Origin of the sequence: Parahaliea mediterranea (assembly GCF_003402235.1) — a bacterium.
Lineage (GTDB): Bacteria > Pseudomonadota > Gammaproteobacteria > Pseudomonadales > Halieaceae > Parahaliea > Parahaliea mediterranea.
Genome location: NZ_QEWO01000013.1, coordinates 1 through 24,155 on the forward strand (window position 1 = coordinate 1; position 24,155 = coordinate 24,155).

17 protein-coding genes are annotated in these 24,155 nt (G+C 52.3%); 11 read left to right on the forward strand and 6 right to left on the reverse strand.

Annotated elements, in window-relative coordinates; genetic code table 11:
* The 11 genes from DDZ17_RS21850 to DDZ17_RS21900 all read left to right on the forward strand — a co-directional run.
* The coding region (locus DDZ17_RS21850) for a pyruvate formate lyase family protein (protein ID WP_277749343.1) at positions 1–1,018 on the forward strand (1,018 nt) is incomplete at its 5' end.
* 910 nt (positions 1,019–1,928) lie between these two features.
* Positions 1,929–3,170 (forward strand): pyridoxal-phosphate-dependent aminotransferase family protein, encoded by a 1,242-nt coding sequence (locus DDZ17_RS21855; RefSeq protein ID WP_009575872.1) that lies wholly within the window; start codon positions 1,929–1,931, stop codon positions 3,168–3,170.
* A 143-nt stretch (positions 3,171–3,313) separates the two neighbouring features.
* Complete coding sequence (locus tag DDZ17_RS21860; RefSeq protein ID WP_009575873.1) at positions 3,314–4,285, forward strand: 2-hydroxyacid dehydrogenase; 972 nt, start codon at positions 3,314–3,316, stop codon at positions 4,283–4,285.
* Between the two features lie 49 nt (positions 4,286–4,334).
* On the forward strand, positions 4,335–5,621 hold the full coding sequence (glyA, locus tag DDZ17_RS21865; RefSeq protein WP_040816704.1) for a serine hydroxymethyltransferase: 1,287 nt from the start codon (positions 4,335–4,337) through the stop codon (positions 5,619–5,621).
* 105 nt (positions 5,622–5,726) lie between these two features.
* Entirely contained in the window at positions 5,727–7,010 is a 1,284-nt protein-coding gene (locus DDZ17_RS21870; protein WP_009575875.1) for a glycerate kinase type-2 family protein, read from the forward strand.
* Positions 7,011–7,643: 633 nt separating this feature from the next.
* On the forward strand, positions 7,644–8,744 hold the full coding sequence (locus tag DDZ17_RS21875; RefSeq protein WP_009575877.1) for an S-(hydroxymethyl)glutathione dehydrogenase/class III alcohol dehydrogenase: 1,101 nt from the start codon (positions 7,644–7,646) through the stop codon (positions 8,742–8,744).
* A gap of 11 nt (positions 8,745–8,755) precedes the next feature.
* The gene (gene fghA, locus DDZ17_RS21880; RefSeq protein ID WP_009575878.1) at positions 8,756–9,589 is read left to right on the forward strand and encodes an S-formylglutathione hydrolase; all 834 of its coding nucleotides are present in this window, start codon (positions 8,756–8,758) and stop codon (positions 9,587–9,589) included.
* Positions 9,590–9,944: 355 nt separating this feature from the next.
* Positions 9,945–10,958 (forward strand): AraC family transcriptional regulator, encoded by a 1,014-nt coding sequence (locus DDZ17_RS21885; RefSeq protein WP_116369174.1) that lies wholly within the window; start codon positions 9,945–9,947, stop codon positions 10,956–10,958.
* 101 nt (positions 10,959–11,059) lie between these two features.
* Complete coding sequence (gene istA / locus DDZ17_RS21890) at positions 11,060–12,079, forward strand: IS21 family transposase (RefSeq protein ID WP_116369175.1); 1,020 nt, start codon at positions 11,060–11,062, stop codon at positions 12,077–12,079.
* The gene (istB, locus tag DDZ17_RS21895; RefSeq protein WP_116369176.1) at positions 12,076–12,873 is read left to right on the forward strand and encodes an IS21-like element helper ATPase IstB; all 798 of its coding nucleotides are present in this window, start codon (positions 12,076–12,078) and stop codon (positions 12,871–12,873) included. The genes istA and istB overlap by 4 nt, the downstream gene beginning before the upstream one ends.
* 438 nt (positions 12,874–13,311) lie before the next feature.
* Positions 13,312–14,814 carry an MFS transporter gene (locus DDZ17_RS21900; RefSeq protein WP_116369177.1) on the forward strand — a complete coding sequence of 501 codons (1,503 nt, stop codon included), beginning with the start codon at positions 13,312–13,314 and terminating at the stop codon, positions 14,812–14,814.
* A gap of 102 nt (positions 14,815–14,916) precedes the next feature.
* On the opposite strand, the gene DDZ17_RS21905 is transcribed toward DDZ17_RS21900, so the two are convergent.
* The 6 genes from DDZ17_RS21905 to DDZ17_RS21930 form a co-directional block, all read right to left on the reverse strand.
* Positions 14,917–17,094 (reverse strand): PQQ-dependent dehydrogenase, methanol/ethanol family, encoded by a 2,178-nt coding sequence (locus DDZ17_RS21905; RefSeq protein WP_009575562.1) that lies wholly within the window; start codon positions 17,092–17,094, stop codon positions 14,917–14,919.
* Positions 17,095–17,325: 231 nt separating this feature from the next.
* The gene (locus tag DDZ17_RS21910; protein WP_116369178.1) at positions 17,326–19,995 is read right to left on the reverse strand and encodes a TonB-dependent receptor; all 2,670 of its coding nucleotides are present in this window, start codon (positions 19,993–19,995) and stop codon (positions 17,326–17,328) included.
* A gap of 109 nt (positions 19,996–20,104) precedes the next feature.
* Positions 20,105–21,370, reverse strand: coding sequence for a class I adenylate-forming enzyme family protein (locus tag DDZ17_RS22940; protein ID WP_338322798.1), 1,266 nt, complete (start codon positions 21,368–21,370; stop codon positions 20,105–20,107).
* Complete coding sequence (locus DDZ17_RS22945; RefSeq protein WP_116369180.1) at positions 21,367–21,795, reverse strand: AMP-binding protein; 429 nt, start codon at positions 21,793–21,795, stop codon at positions 21,367–21,369. Before DDZ17_RS22945 ends, DDZ17_RS22940 begins: the two co-directional genes overlap by 4 nt.
* A gap of 136 nt (positions 21,796–21,931) precedes the next feature.
* A complete protein-coding gene (acs, locus tag DDZ17_RS21925; protein ID WP_009575565.1) occupies positions 21,932–23,863 on the reverse strand; it encodes an acetate--CoA ligase in 1,932 nt (643 codons plus the stop codon).
* Positions 23,864–24,032: 169 nt separating this feature from the next.
* Positions 24,033–24,155, reverse strand: a 123-nt coding sequence (locus DDZ17_RS21930) for an aldehyde dehydrogenase family protein (RefSeq protein ID WP_116369181.1), incomplete at its 5' end; no start/stop codon positions are given.

A 24,155-nucleotide genomic window follows, 5' to 3' on the forward strand; every position in this document is an offset into this window, starting at 1 on the left:
CAACATGGCCCTGGCCCTGGAAATGGCGCTCAACGAGGGGTGCCAGTTTGGTTCTGACCGACAGATCGGTGTCAAGACACCCCCGGTCTCCAGCATGAAGAGCATGGATGACGTATTGGACGCCTACGATGTGCAGACAAAACATCAGCTAGCCAAACTCCATCGGGATCTGCAGGCGGTAGAGCGTTTTCACGCCAAGCACCACCCCACCCCTCTTACCAGCGCTACACTCGAAGGCTGCCTGGAGCAGGGCGTTTGCTCTACGCAGGGTGGCGCGAAGTACAATTTCTCCGGTATCCAGGGCACCGGCATGGCGGTCGTGGCCGATTCCCTGGGGGCTATTGAGAGTGCTGTGTTCGAGGACAAGTGGCTCACCCTTGAGGAGTTGGTTGCGCACCTGAAAGACAACCTCTCGGATGAGGTTGTGCGGACCAGGCTGGAAGGCATCGATAAATTTGGCAACGACATTCCCAAGGCGGATGCCTGGATGAAGTGGGTCGGTGATCACTACTCCGATTCCATTCACGCGCTGGGCAAGAATACCCGTGGCGGCCAGTACCTGGCGGGCGTGTACTCCAATACTTCCCATACGCATTTTGGCAGTTTGACTAGCGCTACACCCAACGGTCGCCGGGCTGGTGAGACCTTCGCCTCGGGTTTTGCGCCTGAAAACGGAGCGGACAAGCGAGGTACCACTGCGTTGTTGAACTCCATGAACCGCATCGACTACAAGAAGTTCGCCAATGGTATTAATTTCAATATCAAGCTGGATGCCTCCAGTTACGACTGTGAAGAGGGACGAGATGCGCTAGCCAGCTTGTATAAGGTGTACTTCAAGCGGCACGGTATGCAGGTGCAGGCCAATATGCTGGATCCGAAGATTCTGATTGAGGCGCGGGACAACCCGGAGCTGCACCCCAACCTGCTGATTCGGGTATCGGGCTACTCGGCGTACTTCAACGATCTGTCGCCGGAAATGCAGGATGAGGTGATATCGCGTAGTAGTAACAGGGGCTGAGCTGAGACTACTTTTGTCCTACCTTAACTCTGTTCGTAGAGTTTTACCAAAGTGTGCCTGCGAGCTGAACCTTGGGCAGTTCGCAGGCCTACCTCAATAGAAGAGATATCAATCTGTCTTGAGTTGTAGCGGTACTTGGTGTTGAGCTAAGTGAAACACTCGAAAGTTCCAGTTCTGGTCAGTCCGAGCTCAGGGTAGCGCCATACACCGCTGACAACAGAATACCTGATCCCATTGTTTTGTCTCGTGCGAAGATACCCCTATAACCTGCTGCAACAGATCTCTTCTTCGAACCTAGGGCGAAAACGTGTCCGCAAGGGCCCGCCACTGCGAGCAGTTGATATCCAGATTAGCTCTGATCATGGCAGATTCAAATTTCATGCTTTGGACAAATATCATGTGAATTTTCGTCTCAGCAGTGGGATTTGGTCGAATGGATTAGTCCTTCTGCTTTCCGTTGCTGGGGTTCTTCCAACCAGGCAAAAAGCTGAGACTTAGCCACCCAACAATAAGACAGCGTAGATTTTGCCGTTGGCAATTCACACACCTCAGATCGGCGGCTGACCCTCCTAGGTTGTACGTTGGTTGCTCGGATATAAGTGAGCAGAATAGCGTTCGTCAATACAGGACGACGCGACATTGCGGTGCCTGTTTCCTTTGTATTGAACACTACGGTCTAAAATTGATCTCCAAAATCATTCGTTTCTTTGCCCGCATAATGGAAATTACCAGTTCGATGCGATATTTGGTTTGACGGGGGATCAGTTCGCCACCCGTATCTGTGGGAAAACGCGCTGATCACCCGTTACGTGCGCCGAGCGTATTGTCGGCACTTGCCTTGCATTGATTTCAATGGGCAGGCACGGCGTAGAGAACGGCATGAAAATTATATATGGGAGCGGCACCGCACATGGCGATTGATAGATATCCAAAGTTGGAGATTCCGCAAACGTTGGCGGCAGGTCCGGGGCCAGGCCACACGGATGAAAGGGTGCTACAGGCCTTCGCGACAGCCGGTGTTGCCGATCATATGCAGAGTGATGTGTTACGAGGATTGATTGAATGTAAGCACATGCTTCGGGAACTTTGGGGTACCACAAACATACATACGTTCGCAGTGGCTGGCACTGGCTGGAGTGGACTTGATGCGATGTTTTCCGCAGTTATGCCTGGTGACAAAGTCGTTGCCTTTAGCAACGGAACATTCTCTAGTATTGATGCACTCACTCTCAGAATAAAGGCGGCAACCCCTGATGAACTGGCGGAGGATTCGCTCAACCCGCTGGCTAAAAGTGTAGTTGTTATTAAAGCGGAACACGGGGAGTCTGTGTCTGAAGAGTGTATAGACGCTGCACTTGAGGAACACCAGCCCAAATGGGCTTTCATGGCTCACTGGGAGACTGGGTCTGGGCGCATCAACGATATCCGGGCTTTCTCGGATGCATGTAAACGTCATGGAGTGATGGGATTGGTAGATGCAGTCTCCTCCTTTGGGGTGGAGGCATTCGCAATCGACGATTACCCGGGAGTCGTAGCGTGGGCATCGTGCCCCCAGAAGGGACTTTGCTGCCTTCCCCTGACCTATGCACCCGTAAGTTTCCGCGATGTCTATATTGATACGCTAATAAAAAATGGTGCCTATACGTACGTCCACCATCCGATCTTTGAGGCGCGACACTGGGGGATCATTGGAGGGCAGGACGTCGAGAAAGGCACTTATCATAGAACGCACTCACCTTATGCCGTGGCCGCCTTTCATGAGTCTTTGCGGTTGGCATTGAAGGAGGGTCTTCAGAAGCGCGCTGAGTCATATCGTAAGCACGAGGTCGCCTTGAGGGAAGCAGTGACTACTATGGGATGCGAAGTTACCTCGGATATGAGCAGCTTGGTCGTGCTGAACTTGCCCGCGGATTTGTCAGGGCGTGAAGGGGAATTGGTCGAGCTGTGCCGAGCCAATGGATTTGGTCTCTGGCCGACATTGTCCGAGCCAATACAGGTTCGCATTGGAATACTCAATCAGCTAAATGCTGGGGCCGTCAGGGATATCGTTGGCCGCTTTATGGATGTCCTCCTTGAGATGGGATGCGATGTGGATCGCGCTCGCGTTGGAGAAGTGATGGACAAGCATTTTCCCGTAGATTGCGTAGCCTGACTAGAATCGAGGTATTGCTGGCCCACGGTTGTTTCGGCTGATAGCGATTAAATCGCCAGTGGTATGGATTAATCTGCTAGTTCAGCGGCTGATAAGGCTTGTTGCCTAGGCAAGTCACAACTTTTATCAAAGAGGTTTTAGTGATGGGAAAACCATCAGTATTTGTGACTCGACGTTGGCCAAATGCCGTCGAGTCCCGACTGTCCGAGACATACGATACTACATTCAACAGGCAGGATAGAGCACTAACTCCGACGGAGCTTAAAGAGGCGCTCATAAAGTATGACGCTATATTGCCAACCGTCACAGATAGCTTGAACGCTGAAGTACTAGATGTCGCCTCACCTAAGACGAGGTTTCTGGGAAATTTCGGTGTCGGTTACAGTCATATCTGTGAAGAGTCAGCTCGCGCCCTGGGATTGACAGTAACAAACACACCAGGTGTTTTATCGGAGTGCACTGCCGATCTGACTATAATGCTGATGTTGATGGTAGCCCGCCGCGCCGGCGAAGGCGAGCGGGAATTGCGCTCGGGTAAGTGGTCGGGTTGGGCGCCAACACACATGGTCGGCACGAAGGTGTCAGGAAAGAGATTGGGCATTATCGGTTTCGGAAGAATTGGCCAGGAAGTAGCTCGCCGTGCGCATCATGGCTTCGGCATGAACGTTGTTGTTTACAATCGAAGTGCCATAAGTAGTAAAGCTCTTGCCGAGTGCGGTGCACGTCAGGTGGACACATTAGATGAGCTGATACCGCAATGTGATTTTCTATCGTTACACTGTCCCGGCGGTTCATCCAATCGCCACCTTATCAACGCGGAAAGGCTGCGCCTTATGAATAGAGATGCATACATCATCAACACCGCCCGAGGCGAAGTTATTGATGAGTTCGCTCTCGCCGAAGCGCTAGAAGATGGCAGCATTGGCGGGGCAGCCCTGGACGTCTTCGAGGGTGAACCAATAATCAATGCGAGTTTGCTGGAGTGTGGTAAGACCGTACTGCTGCCACACCTAGGCAGCGCAACTCTTGAGACTCGTCAGGCTATGGGATTTCGCGTAATTGAGAATCTGGATGACTTTTTCGAAGGACGAGAGCCCAGAGATCGCGTTATTTAGCGTGTCAGCACTTGCGTTTAATCTCTATTCACTATTCGGGTATTTTAAGATGAATACACGTCAAAAATTGGCTGGCTTCTTTACAGAAGGCGTGGCAGATAGCGATCCTGAAGTCTATGCGAGCATCCAGGATGAGTTGCATAGACAACGAGATGAGATAGAGCTGATTGCCTCTGAGAATATCGTCTCCAAAGCCGTTATGGAGGCGCAGGGTACCGTATTGACGAACAAATACGCAGAAGGTTATCCAGGCAGACGATACTATGGGGGCTGCCAACATGTAGATGTCACTGAGAACCTGGCAATTGAACGAGCCCAAGAGCTGTTCGGTTGTGCCTTCGCTAACGTCCAGCCCAACTCCGGTTCCCAAGCTAATCAGGGAGTGTTCCAGGCCCTTCTCGAACCCGGCTGTACGATTATGGGGATGAACCTGGCTTCTGGAGGCCATCTTACCCATGGGGCGGCGCCGAACCAGTCCGGAAAGTGGTTCGAAGCAGTTCAGTATGGTGTAAGTCCACGAGATAACAGAATTGACTATGATCAAGTTGAAGCGTTAGCGCGTGTCCATGTTCCGAAGCTGATCATCGCCGGTGGTTCCGCTATTCCCAGGGTAATAGATTTTGAACACATGCGCGCAATCGCCGATGAAATTGGCGCCTATTTAATGGTCGATATGGCCCACTTTGCCGGATTGGTAGCTGCAGGCGAGCATCCTTCTCCATTTCCGCATGCGCATGTTGTAACCACCACGACGCATAAGACGCTGCGCGGACCTCGTGGCGGAATGATACTGACCAATGATGAATCAATCGCCAAGAAAGTTAACAGCGCGATATTTCCGGGTATACAGGGTGGTCCTCTAATGCATGTCATTGCTGCCAAGGCGGTAGCGTTCGGTGAAGCATTGCGCCCGGACTTCAAAAAATACATACGTCAAGTGCGCTTAAACGCAGACTCGTTGGCCGATCAGCTGATCAAGGGTGGCCTGGATATAGTAACGGGGGGCACAGATACCCATCTTATGCTGGTGGACCTGCGTTCAAAGGGAGTTACCGGAGATAGGGTCGAAAAAGCGCTCTCCCGAGCCTGCATTACTACCAATAAGAATGGGATTCCCTTTGATCCTGAGAAGCCTACGATCACTTCAGGAGTCCGCTTGGGGACTTCGGCTGGTACTACGCGTGGCTTTGGAGAGCAGGAGTTTCGAGACATCGCTGATTGGATTGTTGAGATAGTCGATGGCCTTGCCACTTATGGCGAGGACGCCAACGACACAATTGAATCGAGTGTGCGCGAAAAAGTGTCAAAACTTTGTGCGCGTTATCCTATCTATTAGCTGTACGATGGAGTCGCAGAACACCCCAGATTGGCATTTGTTTTATGCCTCCGGGGCGCTCGAGCTCGATGGGCGGCATTTTCAGGATGTCCACAGAGCCTCACCATGAATCTGGCAACGACCGAAAATCTCAGGGCTCGAGCGAAATCAATATTTGACTGCGCGGTGGCTGCAGCAGATCCTGCAGAGGCCTTGAAGCGCACGTTGGTGACCCACCCGCTGCCAATACCCGCCGAGGGCGGGAGAACGTTCCTAATTTCAATCGGTAAGGCCGCGCCAGAAATGCTAAGAGAAGCGTTACCCCATGTGGTGGGCGAGCGTCAGGCGCTTCTCGTGACCCATTACGGTAACCAAGCGGATGTACCTGGGGTAGAAATCATTCGTTCGTCCCATCCGTTGCCGGATGCCAATGGCATTCTCGCGGGCAACCGCGTATTAGAGCTGCTTGAGACTACCAGACCACCTGATCAGGTCATCGTATTGATATCAGGGGGCGGTTCGGCATTGCTTCCGGCACCTGTCCCGGGTGTGACCCTTGAGGACAAGATTGCGCTTAACCAGTTATTGCTATCCGCTGGACTTGATATCACCGAAATGAATTTGGTGCGGCAGCAAGTTAGCAGGCTAAAAGGAGGGGGATTAGCTCGCCTCGCAGCGCCTGCACCGGTGACAGCCTATATCCTTTCCGATGTCATTGGTGATGATTTACGCGTTGTTGCCAGTGGGCCGACAGCCGCCGCCATCGGCTCGCCGGTTGATGCAATGCACGTCCTCAAGAAATCTAATCTAGCGAATCGAGTCCCTAGTAGCATCCTTGCAGCGCTTGGGAGCAACCAGGAGGAAGGCTTTAGGAATTCAATCGTCGTTAACCATTTGATCGGTTCCAACAAACTTAGCCTCAGTGCAGCCAAGCGTGCGGCCGAAAAATACTGTGCGGTCAAAGTAGTATCCGATCAATTGATTGGAGATGTTGCTACTGCAGCACAGGGTATCTTACATGCGGGTCGTTCCATTCTGAGCCAGTCCCCGGCCGCTCTTCTGTTTGGAGGTGAAACGACGGTCGATGTGCGGGGAACTGGATTGGGAGGGAGAAATCAGGAATTGGCTTTGCGTGTAGCGATTATCGCTGATTCGTTGCCCCTTAATCGCGATTGGGTGCTTTTGAGTGGAGGCACCGATGGCCGAGACGGACCAACAGATGCAGCTGGTGGTATTGTCGATGCTGAAACAGTCTCTCGTATTCGGGCGCGTGGTCAAGACCCTCTCGCCTTACTAGAGAACAACGACAGTTATGCCGCTCTAAAGAGCTCCGGTGATTTACTAGTTACGGGAGCAACGGGCACCAATGTCGCCGACGTACAGATTCTACTCCTTTCTGCCTCTGGGTGAAGCAACATATAGAAGCGGAAGATGTACGCCGAGCTCAATCTCCTTCGTGCGAAAATCGGCATAAGCAAGACGCTCGTTTTCCTGATTTAATGGCTTTGCCAACTTAAAACTGCTCACGGGTAACGTGTTCAACACAGTACGCCTCCAACTACAGTAGAACGCCCATCGCCGTCTGTCGTTGACGACAAGAGTCGCTGAAAAAGAACATGAGTCTTGTCTGATATCTTAGAAAAGATCCCCAGACAATTCATATCCATATTTGCTAAAGGCCTTGTCGAGAATCAAATTGTTTGTAGGGATGCCAAACATATTCAGGCACAGATATGTTTCATTGTGTTGTCGTTTAGCTGGATTCGTCCCGTCTTGTCTGGCAGACGGATGCCGGAAGTCCGAAGGTCGAAAATGACATTATTTGACCAAATATGTCATTCCGCTGAGTCGGACAGCTATCGAGAATGTCGGCTAGTAAATGGAATGGTTCGTTCGGAACGATTTTCAGTATATGGCGATCGACGAATCAATCCAGACAAAGGATTTTGGTGTGGTGTTGAGCACTTGACCTTTACGCATAAGAATTTCAGGGGTGATTGCCAATAGGCCCCCCTAACTTGCACAATGACTTGGATACTATCTATGAAAACTAAGGCCGCTGTGGCGTTTGAGCCAAACAAACCGCTTGAGATTGTCGAGCTTGACCTGGCGGCTCCTAGAAAAGGTGAGGTCCTGGTCGAGATAGTGGCGTCGGGAGTCTGCCATACCGATGCCTATACATTGGACGGGAGAAATCCTGGAGGGTACTTTCCTGTCGTCTTAGGCCACGAGGGCGCCGGAATAGTGAGGGAAGTCGGCGGAAACGTCCATGGCCTAAAGCCAGGCGACCATGTAATTCCGCTCTATACACCCGAGTGTAGGGAGTGCGATCTTTGCTTACATCCGAAAACAAACCTGTGTAGTGCGTTGTTGGAAACACAGGCTAGAGGAGTGATGCCCGACCAGACTAGTCGATTTTCCTATGAAGGACGCCCTGTTTATCACTATATGGGATGTTCCACCTTTTCCAACTTTACTGTCGTACCTGAGATTGCTTTGGCCAAAATCCGTAAGGACGCTCCATTGGACAAAGTTTGCTATATCGGCTGCGGAGCAACAACCGGCATCGGTGCTGTCATATTTACAATGAAAGTTGAGGCTGGCGCCAGTGTCGCCGTCTGGGGCCTGGGTGGCATCGGGCTCAATGTGATTCAGGGTGCGAAAATGGCAGGGGCAGGTCGGATTATCGGCGTGGACATCAATCCTGCCAAAGCTGATCTCGCGACCCAGTTCGGGATGACCGACTTTGTCAACCCCAGAGACGTGGACGATGTAGCGGGACATTTGAGGGAAATGACGGGAGGAGGGCTCGATTATACCTTTGAGTGCATTGGGAATGTTGATGCCATGCGGCAAGCGATGGACGCGTGTCACATTGGATGGGGAGAAAGTTGTGTCATCGGAGTAGACGGCAACGAGTTCACAGGGCACCCATATCATCTCCTTTATGGTCGAACCTGGAAGGGCACTATGTTTGGGGGAGCTCGAGGACGCACGGATGTACCGAAAATTGTAGACTGGTACATGGACGGAAAAATTGATATCGATGAGCTGATTACTCGCACGTTGCCCCTGGAGAAGATCAATACAGCGTTTGACCTGATGCACCAAGGCGATGGCATTCGCTCAGTTATTACCTACTGATGGCTGGAAACATGAGACAGATTGAAAGTAGTACCTGCTTTGGTGGCCGCCAGATTCGGTATCGACATGACTCTGAAACCCTGAATTGTACAATGTCCTTCGGTGTTTACCTGCCCCCCGCAGCCGAAAAGAATAAGGTGCCTTTTTTGATCTGGCTTTCGGGATTGACAGGTAGAGACAACACCTTCCCATTTTTGGCAGGTGCCCAGCGCTATGCCGCTGAACGCGGCATAGCAATCGTGACTCCTGATACCAGCCCAAGGGGAGAAGGCGTTCCTGACGACCCCGATGGTGCTTACGATTTTGGCTTGTCCGCCGGATTCTACCTGAACGCAACAGAGCTACCTTGGCAGAAAAATTATCATATGTATGACTACGTAGTTGATGAGTTCAGTACTCTTATTGTTAATGAGCTGCCAATTGACTCCGCGCGCCAGAGTATATTTGGACATTCGATGGGCGGCCATGGCGCAATTACGATTGCCCTAAAGAACCCGGGACGATTCCGCTCAGTGTCAGCGATGGCCCCCATCTGTAATCCTATGGATTGTCCATGGGGTGTGAAAGCATTCAATAACTATCTTGGTCCTGATCGCGCCACCTGGCGCCAATATGACGCCACCAAACTCGTGGCGACCTCAGAGGAACGCTTACCGCTCCTCATTGATCAGGGTGATGAGGACGAGTTTCTAGAAGAGCAACTGGGGTTGGATGAACTACAGTCAGCATTAAGTGAGTATGACTACCCTGCCACCGTGAGGATGAGAGGCGGCTACGATCACGGCTACTATTTTGTCGCATCATTTATTGGCGAGCACATTGATTTCCATGCTAACTATCTGTAGTTAGTCAGAAAACCACGGCTTCTCTTCGTTGCTACATGCTAGATAGGAAACTATTGACCACTTTCTCCCGCATGCATGTCCACCATATCCCATAGGTATCGGGCGCAGTTTTCTAGACTCCCGGAATCGTGAATTAACTGTCTAGACTAATGCCTGTTGAGTTTCTTTCGATGTATAGAGACATAAGGCATGATTCACTGGTGGCCTGATTCGATCTATACTTCTTAAGTATCAATTATCGTAGGGTGCTGGTTTTCAGGCACTCCTACCGTATTATGAACGTAAGCTACCCTTCGACAACTGCAAATAGAAGGCCACGGCATCATTAAAACAATAAAATCGCGGGTGAACTGACATGGATCGAGATGCTAAGCGTGACGCTTCGGCTTTTAGGGTGCTTTTGGATCTGTCCGAGGAGGCCAAGCTTCCGGTCGATCAGCTGCTGGCAGGCATTGACGTAGACCGAGACAGTATATACCAGCCCTATGCTGAAATATTTATGTGGCAGGAGCTGGCCTATATAGAGAGACTCGTTGAGAGGCATGTGCGATTTTCACTGGCGCTCACCGCGGCGAGTAGAGTACATATAACGACATTAGGCACGCTCGGATATGCAATGCTGTCGTGCCGCAATATTTTTCACGCACTGCAAGTGTCAGCAGATTATCACTCAATTTCTCTGTGGACATGCGAAGTCGCCGCGCAACCGCATGAGCGATCAGTCGAGTTTTTGATATTACCCCATGCGTTGCCGGCCGCATGCCAACACTTTTGCGCGATCCGCGGGCTCGCTTCTCTAAAAATCTGGTTTACTGAAATGCTTGGCAGAGACATAGTACCCACCCAGGTTACTTGTATGATAGAAGCCCCCAATGATGCACCATTTTATGCTGAATTTTTTGGATGCCCGGTACAGTTTGGTTCGGATGTGTACTCTATTTCATTTGAAAACACGCTGTTTCTTGAACCACTGAGAATGTCCGATAAGTGGGCGTACCAACGTGCCAAGATTGAACTTCAAGGAATAGTCGATCAAAGACGGTCTTCCTTTACTAATCGAGTTCATGATCTCATATCATTTGCTCCTAAGGTCAATCACAGTGAGGAAACGGTTTCTGAGACCCTGGGGATTTCGAGTAGTACCTTACGGCGCCGGTTGCGTGAGGAGGAAACAACCTTCAGGGAAGTGAGAGCCGAAACATTACATTCTTTAGCCTGTGTGATGCTTTTGAGCTCAACAAAAACAGTCGACGAAGTAGCTGATATGTTGGGATTCTCCGAGGCGGCAAGTTTTGTTCGATCATTCAAGAGAAGGGAAGGAATAGCACCTGGAGCATGGCGAAAGCAACAGCGGCAGAAATTTACGTAAGTGTGTCACCAACGCAGTAAAACTGACCCACCTGCATCAACTTAAAATTGACCCACCTGAGGCAACATAACCGTCCTTTTTGAAGATCTGGGCGGATTTCGATGCTAACTCAGGAGAATGTAGTGGAAATTCATGTTTTACACCGCCAAGGCAAAAGTATTCGAGAGATTGCGCGAGAGCTTGATGTCTCACGCAACACGGTTAGGCGTTATCTTCGGGGCTTGTCAGTGACGCCAAGCTATCCAAGTCGTGAGGCGCGACCAACGAAGCTTGATGCTTATAAGGCCTACCTAGATGGTCGTATTGAGGCCGCCAAGCCACATTGGATACCCGCAACAGTATTGCTCCGAGAAATCGAAGCACGTGGCTACGAAGGGGGTATTACTCAGCTCAGGAAATATCTATCACAGTTCAAAAAGTCAGAGCCGGAGCCGACCGTCAGGTTTGAGACACCGCCAGGGCAGCAGATGCAGGTGGACTTCACTCACATAAACCGCCATCGGAGGCGATTCAAAGCCTTCGTAGCGACGCTTGGTTACAGTCGTGCAACCTTTGTGCGTTTCTCTGAGACCGAGCGCCAAGATGATTGGCTAAGCGGTATTGTTGAGGCATTTCACTACTTTGGTGGCGTGCCCAGAGAGCTGCTCTTCGATAACGCCAAGACGATTATGATTGAGCGTGATGCTTATGGCGAGGGAGAGCACCGCTGGAATACTGAGCTATTAAACTGCGCTCAGCGCTATGGGTTTCTTGCGAGAGCCTGTCGACCATACAGAGCAAAAACCAAAGGAAAGGTGGAGAGGTTCAATGGTTATCTTAAACAGAGCTTTATCACGCCACTAGCGGCCACATTGCGACAAGCGAAACTCGAACTTGATGTGGAAACGGCTAACGCCCACATCGGTCCATGGCTAGACAGCGTGGCTCACCAGAGAATCCATGGAACCACGGGGGTTAAACCTCAGGTCCGTCTTGATGAAGAACGGCATTTCCTCAACCCTCTTCCCGAGCTTGGCTTTGCTGGATACCCGGCCAAGACACGCATACCACAGCCGCTGCCGATAGAAAGTTTGCAACATTCTTTGGCTTCATATGATGCCCTGTTGGAGATGCGCCCATGAATTTACAGCAGGAACGCATACAGCTTGCTTGCGAGACGTTGAAGCTAGAATCACTCCACAGTGAATGGAGTGCTATTGCTGATCATTGCGCCGGCAATGATCATACTTATGCAGATTTCCTTGAGCGACTGCTACAGGTAGAGGTCGAAGCGCGCTCACAACGAAGTAGGGAGACTCTGCTTAAGTTCGCTGGATTTCCTGGGCGGAAACTAATCGAAGATTATGACTTCAAGTTTGCAACTGGCGCCCCTCGAAAATTAATCACCGAACTCAGCGGTCTTGCTTTTGTGGACAGGGCGGAAAATGTAGTTCTTATTGGGCCGAGCGGTGTGGGCAAAAGTCATTTAGCCGTTGCCTTGGGTCACAACGCTATTGCCAAGGGCATCAAGACTCGGTTTATCTCGGCAGCAGATCTCATGCTCCAGTTAGCGACCGCCAAAAAGCAAGACCGGCTTGAAGCGTATCTAAAGCGTAGCGTCTTGGCCCCGAAGCTGTTGATCATCGACGAGATTGGCTACCTGCCCTTCGGCCGAGATGAAGCCAATCTGTTCTTCAATGTCATCGCGCAGCGTTACGAGAGAGGTAGCATCATCGTGACGAGCAACTTGCCCTTCTCACAATGGGCTGGAGCATTTGCCGACGATAGAACTCTCGTAGCAGCCTTATTGGATCGCTTACTTCATCATGCTCATATCGTTCAGATTGCAGGTGAGAGCTATCGTCTACGAGGCAAAAAAACCGCAGGGATCGCGCCAAAAATAGACCAAGATGAGGTAAACAACACCGCGAACTAAGCCCTCAGGTGGGTCAATTTTACTCCGTTGGATTTGAAGCAAAGTGGGTCAGTTTTAAACCGTTGTTGACAAGTGCTCCTCAGTTCAGCAACACTGTCTCTCGAATCCATGTGATGTCGAGATATCGTCTTAGGTCTGTCAGTTTCAACTGGCATGGCTATTTTTGAAGATGATCAATTAAGTCACGATTTGACCATTTCGGTCATTCACCCTTGTTGGCGCACGCCGGACAATGGAGCGCGACTGTCTGATACCTCCGACGATGGAATAAGAAACCAGCGAGGTTCATCAAAATTCAAAGGTTCAATGTCTGCACGGATCAGATAGCGTCAAATACAAGTGTCAAGCAGTAGACACGTCGCCAGTAAAAACGATAACGAGATGGAGGTACGCCCGGCGTAATGGGTTTGAGCCTCCGATAAAGTTGAAGAAATAGCGATGAACCAAAATATAAATACTACAGCTGCTTCAGCGAGTACACAGCCCGTAGCGGGGCCGGTAAGCAACCACATCACCACTATTGAAAAGTTCCTTTACGGAGGCGGGAGCATGGCGCTCGCCGTGAAGAATGTCACGTTCAACATGTTCGTTCTTCTCTTCTACAAACAGGTGTTGGGGTTATCGGGCACCTTGACGGGCTTAGCGATATTCATCAGTGTTATGTGGGACGCTGTATCGGATCCATTGATCGGGTCATGGTCTGACCGCTTGCGCACCAGATTGGGCCGACGCCACCCGATGTTAATCGCCGGGACCATACCCCTTGGACTGTCCTTTGTCATGATCTTTAACCCTATCGAAGCTGTACAGGGCACACAATGGCCTTTGTTCGCTTGGTTACTGGTCTCTGTAGTTCTATTGAGAACCTTTCTTACGATGATCTGGATCCCGCTTGGTGCAATGGGCGCAGAGATTACCGACGACTATGCTGAACGTACGTCAATCGTTAGCTTTAGAACCAACATCGCCTGGATCGCAGGTATGTTACTACCAGTTATTGCATTACCTCTTCTTTTCGTAGGCACGAACGATCAAGATGGTCGTTTCATTGTCGAAAACTATACGCAGTACGGGTGGGTATGCTGCATTATTGTCATTATCTTCTGCTTTGCTTGTATAAGGGGAACATGGCGCTTCATCCCACGTCTAATCGCCGTCGGTAACCGTCACCGGCCAACCCCCGGCGCGATGGGTGTGCTTCGTGATGCAATTGAGACCTTCCATGACAGTAATTTTAGAAGGCTCATCGTACTGGACCTCTGTGTCGGCGCCACCTTTGGAATAACCGCTGCGTTGTTTATGGTTACGATGACGTACTACTGGGAGGTCAGTGTCGGCGAACTGTCTGTTCTCTCGACGGGCTCTCTGGTGGCCGCAGGACTTATCTTTCCAGCGACGAAGTACCTATCTGAACGTTGGGAGAAACAAACTATCCTGAAATTTGCCGTAATCGGCTTTATTATCAATACTCCCTGGCTGATTGTCGCCAGAATGACGGACTGGGCGCCTGAAAACGGGACTCTCTTTCTATTTGCGCTTCTATATATTCAGGGAACAATTAATACCTTTCTTTCCATACTCCGCACGATTTCACACCACTCCATTCTGGCTGACATTGCTGACGAGCATGAACTTCGCACCGGACGTCGACAAGAAGGTGTGCTATTTGCAGTAGCGGCCTTTGCCGAGAAGTTTGTGATGGGATTTGGCTACATTTTTGTGGGTCCCTTTCTGGATATCATTGGCCTTGAGGCAACGATGGCTCCCGGAGCTGTGCCGGAATCAATCTTTACCTCCATTGGTATCGTGATTGGCCCTGTAATGACAATTATCCTGGTCATTCCCTTGTGGATGGTCTCTCGATTGGGCGTTAGCCGAGAACGGAGCAGGGAAGTCCAAGCTGCTCTGAGGTCCAGACAACTAGGGGAATCAGCAACGTAGTTCCGGTGGACTGGCTAATCGGTATATATCGGATCCCGTATGGATGCCTCGATGTTCCAGATCTGATCCAAGCCAGCACCTGCCCCTGCCTCTGGGGGCGCTTTACTGTGCACTTACGGGTCGCTGCTCCCAGTCATCATTCGCTGCATCGATCAGGTATGCCTTAAGTGATAGAGCGTCGTCCGACGACAGTACGTCCTTAAACGCCGGCATTCCCAGCTGTTCCAAGCCACCGTCAAGCACAATAACATTGAAGGCGCTGTAGACAGCTTCAGCGCTGCGCCGCAAGTCAGGAATGCGGCCGTTACTGACGGCAAACTGTCCGTGACATCGTTGACAATATTCCGCGTAGATAGCTGCGCCTTGGCTGAGGATACTCATATCATCCGTCACTCTGGGTGGGGGCTTTGGTCGTTTCCTGGCGGGCTTGAGCGGAGGCAGTTCGTGGCCCGCGCCTACCTTGAAGGCCAGAACTCGACTGGGAGGAGGCTGTAGCCCTGAGCCAAGATCCAGCCCATAGGTTTGACCCAAAATCCCACCCCAACCCACGGTCACCGCTACATATTGCACGCCGTCGATAGCATAAGTTATCGGGGATCCTACAATCCCCGCCTGGGTTGGAAATGTCCACAGTGACGCCCCGGAACGGGCATCAAGAGCTTCAAAATATCCATCCCCTCGGCCCTGAAAGACCAGGTCGCCGGCCGTCGAGAGCGTGCCGCCATTCCACGCAAGATCACGGTTCACGCGCCAGGCAGCTTTTTGGTCACGCGGATTCCAGGCCGTTAAGAAGCCCCTGGCAGCCTGCCTGATGTCTTTTTGGTCCTGCGCATCATCTCCCATAAGATCGGCAGAGTAGGTGGTATTCGTGTTCCATTGGCCCCATTGGTGAGGCTTGGAGTTGCCTTCGAAAAGATAGTCGATCTCTAGTGTGGGTATGTACACCAGCCCTGTTCCAGGATGATGGGACATGGGGTGCCAGTTGTGAGCCCCATAGGGAGAGGGCGCGACGAACTGTGATTCGGTAGAATAATCCATCCCGGGCACTTCCACCGGCCGGCCAGTAGCCAGGTTATAGTGGCTAGCCCAGGTTACTTCTGCGAAGGGTTCGGCGGACAGGAGCTGACCTGTTTCCCGATCAATGATAAAGAAAAAGCCATTTTTGGGAGCGTGCCATATCACCCTGCGCGCCGTACCTTGCCAGTTCATTTCTGCTAGCATGATGGGCTGAGTGGCCGTGTAATCCCATGTCTCAGCGGGGGTCTCCTGAAAGTGCCAGATATATGCGCCGGTATCTGGATCAAGTGCCACGATCGACGAGAGGAATAGATTGTCGCCTCCCTGCGGACTTCTTACCCGCCTATTCCAGGGAGACCCGTTTCCAACACCTATATAGAGTTGATCCAGATCAGTGTCATAAACGATAGAATCCCAGACGGTGCCACCGCCACCGGCATTCCACCACTCTCCCGTCCATGTTAATGCAGCCTGTTCAAGTGCCTCGCTTTCCTGGCCGACTTCGGGGTTGCCTGGCACCGTATAGAAGCGCCACACCAGTTCGCCTGAATCCGCATCGTATGCGCTCACAAATCCCCTGGCACCGAATTCTGCCCCTCCATTCCCGATAAATACTTTGCCCTTTGCGGCTCTGGGCGCTCCGGTTATGGTGTACGGGTACTTGGATGTGTCTGCCGTCTTTATGTCCCATAGGACCCTGCCGGTTGAAGCCTCGAGAGCCACCAGACGGGCATCTAACGTGCCGACAAAAACCTTTCCTTGATAAATGGCCACGCCTCGATTCACGACGTCGCAGCAGGCCATTTTCCCCCACTCCTTAGGTACTTCTGGGTCGTAGCGCCAGATCAATCTGCCATCGGAAGCATCCAGCGCATACACAACGCTCCAGTTGCCGGTCACATACATGACGCCGTCAACTACCAGCGGAGTTGCCTCCAACCCGCGGTTGTAATCGGTATCGAAGTGCCAATCGAGGCCAAGGTCGGTGATGTTGTCGCTGTCTATCTGGGCCAGGCGGCTATATCGTTGCTCATCATAATCAAGCCCATAGCTGAGCCAATTACTTTCCGACGGGGAAGCAATCCGAGCCGTGTCTATATTGCGTGTAGACTTTTCAATACCCACTGAAGAGGGTGACTTAGAACTTGCCCATAGTTGTATCGAAAAACTTGTTGCTAAGACGCTAATCAGCGATAACCGAAGTATCATATGTACTGTGCGGTTGGGCCCGTTCGTCCACCGCAAGCCACTACGATATAGCATAGATAACTCCTTTTCGGGACCGGTTCCCTACCAGATCGCCAACTTGAACATTGATTGGGTACTTTATGGAATCAAAACAAAGTGTGCCGGCGAAGCCTATTTGTCCTAGATGATTGCTTCTACTTGAAAACTTTACTGGACAAGGCATATCCCACTGTAACATCCGTTCGCCAAACGTAAAAAAGCCCGGCTGAAATCAGCCGGGCAAGCAGGGATGGTGCCGCAGGACCATCAGAAGTCCTTTCTTAAAGTCAGGCCGTATGTCCTAGGCTCCTGGACAAACTGGCCTCGGGCGCGTTCGCCGGTAACGCCTCGAAGGGGGATGTTGAACGTGCCGGACTTGGTACGCTCATCAAACACATTGTTCCCCCAGACCTCAATCGACACTTTGTGCTCCAACATAGTCAGGCCGAATCGCAGGTCAACCTTGGTGTTCGAATCCTGGATGTCACCCGGCAGAGGAACTGCAGCGTCTACGGCCGCCCTGACCTCTGCTTCAGTTGTCAATCCTGCAACGTTAGGCGGTTCGGTGGGCTGGGTACTGGTTCTTCTCTCTGATTCATAGCGAGCCGAGCCATAGGCGAAAAAGGCCCAGTTGCCATCAAAGACGGGTTGATAGTAGTTCGCAGACAGTACACCGACCCACTCAGAGGAGTTGGTTAACGGAGCGCCGCACAAAGGCAGGATTTGGGATGAGAAGTCTGATGCATTGGGATTAAAGGTTAAGCAGTCACTGGGGTGCTCAGCGTCCGTATAGGTTATACCCAGGTTCATGCCGAAGCTCTCAGTAAACTGCACAGTTGATTCTACCTCGACACCCTGGCTTTCTGTTTTGGGGACATTGAACGTCTGGAACCGTGTGCCATCGTACTCAAGTACCTGGAAGTCCTCGAAGTCCTGGTAGAAAATTGCCATATTCACCCGGGCGCGATTTTCCCAGAAATCGGTTTTTAAGCCGACTTCAAAGGCATCCACGGTTTCAGAGTCAAACCGTGGATCATCGCCGCCTGCACCTGAGGATACATCAAGATTGAATCCACCTGATTTGAATCCGTGCGTGAAGCTGGCATAAACATTGGTGTTGTCATTAAGGTGATAGGTGCCATTGACGGTATATGTCAGCTCTTCATCCTCAAATTTTTCATCAAAGGGCCGCGGCATGAAATCCACTAACCACGCGGTAGCGGGGTTAGTCGCATACGGTACAAAGAAGTCATCCGGATCATCCGGATCATAGAAGGGTGCTGTGAACACCCAGCAGTTGGTCGCGATGGCGGCCCCTAGGCGGCCAAGACTCAATCCTGGCGTTACGCTGTAGAAGGGTATGCTGTTTTCCAAGTTCTCAAAGCTCGCGAAACAGGCGTTATGCTGTCCGTCTACCTGCTCCTGCATTGAACCGTCTTTCTCTTCCTCAACGTAACGCAAGCCCAGAGTTACATCGAGTTTGTCGGTCACGGAGAACACATTGTGGGTGAAGATCGACCAGGTTTCGCTTTCCTGGGAAGCATGGGGAGAACCGAAGTCTGATACGGCGTCTACTCCACCGGAGACAAAATTCAGCTCATTCCATGTGGGCTGACCAAATGCACCAATACTCCAGCCAATTTGCATCTCCTCCTCAAACTGGAGTGTGTATTTCTGATCCAACTCCTCATAACCGTAGTAGGCGCCGACCATCCAATCCAATCGATCATTGAAGGCCAGTCCATTTAACCGAATTTCGTGGCTATAAGCTTCGGTTTCGGTACCGTTCATGGACTTGTAGTCGCGCTCAGGATTAAGCGCGCGGGCGGCTGGCGTGTCACCAACAGAGTAAATCGCGTTCTGCGTATAGTCCGCTCGCTCGGAGTCAGCGAATCCTTCGTTATACCCGCCCAAATAGGTCAAATCGCCAAGAGGGGTTTCTACATTGTACTCGACGGTGATCCCCCAACCTCGACTGGGGTTGCGATAAAAGTCATCAACAGCTTTTGAATCATCCAGCGCGTCTCTACCGACGAGGTCGGGTGGAACGCCCGCATTTTCGCCAAGACCAAGTTCGGGATCCACATAAGGTAATACGTTATCAAGGAGGAACTGCGAGTCATTGCGCCAAACCGTGAGGCAACACTTGTCGTCACCCTCTCCATAGCTGGCAGTTACCCGCAGTTCGCCTGCTTCTTCGGCATTCCACAACATATCCGCCCGGACCGAGCTTCGATCGCGACTGATATTGTCACCGCCAAAGCCGCCATCAATGAAGCCATCGCGCTTTCGGATAGAGCCGGTCACTTTTAACGCGAGAGTGTCCTCTATAAGCGGCATGTTGACGCCAACTTGGCCAGCGCCGAGGTCATAGTTGCCTGTGGTCAGGTTGCCGAAATAGCCAAATCTCTCCAGGTCCGGACGCTTGGTGTGGATGACCAATGCGCCAGCCGAGGTATTCCGACCAAACAAGGTGCCCTGAGGCCCCCGCAACAGCTCAATGCGCTCTATGTCTACCAGATCTCCGAGAACGCCGCCTGGCCGGGGCCGATAGAAACCGTCGACAAAAACCCCAACGGAACTTTCAAATCCGATGTTGTTGCCCGTGGTGCCAACACCCCGGACTCTGAGTTGGACGCCACCTGTCGCTGAATCAGATGTATTGATATTGAAGCTGGGTGCCACTCGCTCAAGTGCCAGTATGTCATTCACCCCGGCATTCTCAAGGGTTTCTGACGTCATGACAGTGATAGCTATCGGCACATCTTGGACACTGGTGCTACGCTTCGTTGCAGTAACGACAACTTCCTCAAGGGCTGCTGGGCCGGATTGGGCACTGGCTAGATTGGGGGCGATTAGCGTGCCGGAGACCACGACGCTGGCGAGCATAACGGAGCGTGACAGGGCGGTTTTGGGAAAAGAACAGCTTTTACTCATTATAGGACTCCCTAATATGGTTGATATTATTTTGCAGTTCTCGTTGCGAGTATATGGGGACGCAACTTGGCGCAGAATGTTTGGCCTGCTCAATTATTGATAGTTCTGCTCATTGATGGCTGTCAAAAGGCAGACCCAGATCGCCTATGTGCTCTTGGCGTAGACGACGCTTGTCGATCTTGCCGGATGCTATTCTGGGCAATTGCTCTGTACACAGTTTCAAGTACTCAGGCACTTTGAATTTGGCTAGCTTCGATTGCAGATAGTCAGAAATTGCGACATTTTTTGCATCCGCGCTTATGTAAAGTGTCGCGGCAACGGTTTCTCCTAGACGTTCATCAGGCACACCATAAACGCTGGCTTCTATCACGTCAGGATGATCCAGCAAGGCGTCTTCTACCTCGCCACAGCCAATGTTCTCACCACCCCGAATAATGAGTTGCTTAATGCGGTCGACCACATAAAGATGCCCGTCATTGATATAGGCTACATCACCAGTTCGGAACCACTCTCCGACAAATGACTCTTTGTTGGCCTGGGGCTGATTCCAATATCCGTGAATTACAGAGGTGCCCCGGACAACGAGTTCACCTCGATCCCCAGGAGGCAAAAAGTTGCCCTGTTCATCAATCGTTGAAACTTCCAGTACTGCAGAGCACATGCCAGACGAGTTGGGATTTTTTAGGTAGTCCGCCCCGTAAATACCGGTACCAATCGAATTGGTTTCGGTCATTCCCCAGCCAGTAAAGGGCGCGGCATTTTTTAGCGATTGTCCAATGTCCTTCACCTGGGACGTAGCACGCGCGGATCCTCCGCCACCTGTTGAGCGTAGACTTTCTAAATTTCTGTGTGATCGTTTTGCATACTCAACTAAATCACCGGTCATCGCTGGTGTCCCAACAAAGGTCGATATGCCTTCGTTATCGATGATATCTGCAGCGGTGGCCGCATCCCATTTGTACATGGAGACGATCTTCCTTTGCGTGCGGAAGGCAGATAGCAACACTGCGTGCAGTCCATTCACGTGGAACAACGGCATTGCCAGTAAGGCGGTGCTCTGAGATTTTGCTGCGCTTCCTATTTTCTCCTGATCAAATTCGCCGTTCTCCATTATGAAATGAGTGACGAAGTCGACCTCCCACGAAAGTAGCGCCGCGAGAATGTTGCGGTGAGTAGATACGGATCCCTTGGGGTGGCCAGTTGAACCGGATGTAAACAGTATTACCGCATCGTCGTCCGGGTGAATACCTACCGATGGCATAGGGTCGTTGGAGCTTGTCAGTGTGTCTATTGGAGTGGTCGAGTCTGACGGGGCTGCACGTACGGCGATGATATGGGGAGTAGACTCCGGAGCGATGTGGGAGATACGTTCTATCCGCTCCTGGTCCGCATGACCACGGTAACGCCCGTGAGCTTAAACGCATAGTCGATTTCTTCCGGCTGCCACCAGGCATTAATTGCTACCGCGATAGCGCCAATGGACGTTATGGCTTCAAGGGCAATGGGCCATTCCGGGTAGTTGCGCATCGCTATAGCAACGCGGTCCCCATGTTTCACGCCATATCGACTCTGCAGTTGCTGAGCCAGGCTTGCGGCCATTCGATAGACTTCTTGAAAGGTATAGCATTCGTCTTCATAGGCATAGAACGGCTCATCGCTGAGATTGTCCTCATAGAGCTGACGGAGAGACTGAGGGCCGTTTACAAACCACTTTTGCGTGGCGCCCTTGACTTCAACTTCTTGGAGCTCCCAAGGCGCCTTCTCGGAGGTCACCATTCCCACCACGTCGTGTCGATTCATCGTCCTTGTAGCCCATCCACTGCCATATTATTGTCAGGACTATTGGTATCAAGAACTGGGCTAATCGATACATGACATTAATGCCAAATTGTTGATATATCTGATCACTTATCGAGAATCACCTGCATTTTGAGAATTAAGATAACTTGTTGGCGACAAGGTGATCCACCACAGAGGGATCCGCCAGGGTGCTGGTATCGCCCAGGCTGTCCAGCTCGTTCTCGGCGATCTTGCGCAGGATGCGACGCATGATCTTGCCGGAGCGCGTCTTGGGCAGGCCCGGGGCCCACTGGATAATGTCGGGCTTGGCGATGGGGCCGATTTCCTTCACACACAGCTGGATCAACTCCGCGCGCAAGTCGTCGTCCGGCTCCACGCCTGCCATCGGGGTGACATAGGCGTAGATACCCTGGCCCTTGATATCGTGGGGGAAGCCGACCACGGCGGCCTCTGCGATCTTGTCGTGCAGTACCAGGGCGCTCTCCACCTCGGCGGTGCCCATGCGGTGGCCGGATACGTTGAGCACGTCGTCCACACGGCCGGTGATCCAGTAGTAGCCGTCCTCGTCGCGGGTGGCGCCGTCACCGGTGAAGTAGTAGCCGGCATAGTTGCTGAAGTAGGTGTCTATCATGCGCTGGTGATCGCCATAGACACTGCGGATCTGGCTGGGCCAGGAGGACTTCACCACCAGGTAGCCGGAACCGGCGCCTTCAACCTCGGAGCCGTCTTCGTTCAGCAGGGCCAGCTCCACACCGAAGAAGGGGAAGGTGGCGGAACCGGGCTTGAGGTCTACAGCCCCGGGCAGCGGGGTGATCATGTGGGCGCCGGTCTCGGTCTGCCACCAGGTATCGATGATGGGGCAACGCTCGTCGCCGACCACGCGGTGGTACCACTCCCAGGCCTCCGGGTTGATAGGCTCACCCACGGTGCCAAGCAGGCGCAGGCTGGAACGGGAGGAGCGGGTAACCGGCTCATCGCCCACCGCCATCAGGGCGCGGATCGCCGTGGGGGCAGTGTAGAAAGTGTTGACCTGGTGCTTGTCCACCACTTCCCAGCAGCGGCCGGCATCGGGGTAGGTGGGGACGCCCTCGAACATCAGGGAGATGGCGCCGTTGGCCAGGGGGCCGTAGACGATGTAGGTGTGGCCGGTCACCCAGCCCACATCGGCGGTGCACCAATAGACCTCGCCCTCGCGATAGTCGAACACGTACTTGAAGGTCATGGCCGCCTGCAGCAGGTAGCCGCCGGTGGTGTGCAGCACGCCCTTGGGCTTGCCGGTGGAGCCGGAAGTATAGAGGATGAACAGCGGGTCTTCGGAGTCCATGGGCTCCGGCGCGCAATCGGCGTCGGCGCCAGCCATCAACTCGTGGTACCACTGGTCGCGGCCTTCCACCCAGTTGACGTCATTGCCGGTGCGCTCTACCACCAGGCAGGTGTGTACATTGGGGCAGGACTGCAGCGCCTTGTCGGCGTTGACCTTGAGCGGTACCGAGCGTCCACCGCGCACGCCCTCGTCGGCAGTGATCACGGTCTGGCAGTCGGAATCGAGGATACGATCCTTCAGCGCTTCGGGCGAGAAGCCGCCGAACACAATGGAGTGAACCGCGCCGATGCGGGTACAGGCGAGCATGGCGTAGGCCGCCTCGGGAATCATCGGCATGTAGATGCAGACCCGGTCGCCTTTCTGTACGCCGCGCGCCTTCAACACGTTAGCCAGCTTACAGACCTGTTCCTTCAGCTCGCCATAGGTGATGTGCTTGCTGTCGGCGGGATCATCCCCCTCCCAGATCAGCGCGGTCTGGTCGGCGCGCTCCGGCAGGTGACGGTCGATACAGTTGTAGCTGACATTGAGCTTGCCGCCTGAGAACCAGGCAGCCTCGCCCTTCACGAAATCGTAGTTGACCACGCTGTCCCAGGGCTGGTCCCAACTCAGGAACTCACTGGCCATCTCGCCAAAGAAGCCCTCGGGATCCTCGATGGAGCGCTTGTACATGGCCTGGTACTTCTCGGCGTTGATGTGCGCGTCTTTGAAATTCGCTGGTACTGGGTGTGTCTGAAACTCGGACATTCCAACTCCTGTAGTAAGGATAGGTCACTGAGCCATTCAACACGTGACCAAGTCGGGGTTAAATTCAAGCTGGCACGGCGAGAATGGTTGAGACTAAATTTTCTGGCATTAGAAATGCCCCAAGGTGATTACCAAGGGGCATTAAGACCATTAAGGCAGTAGTTTGGACTCAGAAGAAACCCAGCGGGTCGATGCTGTAGCTCACCAGCAGGTTCTTGGTCTGCTGGTAATGGTCAAGCATCATCTTGTGGGTTTCACGGCCAATACCCGACTTCTTGTATCCGCCAAAGGC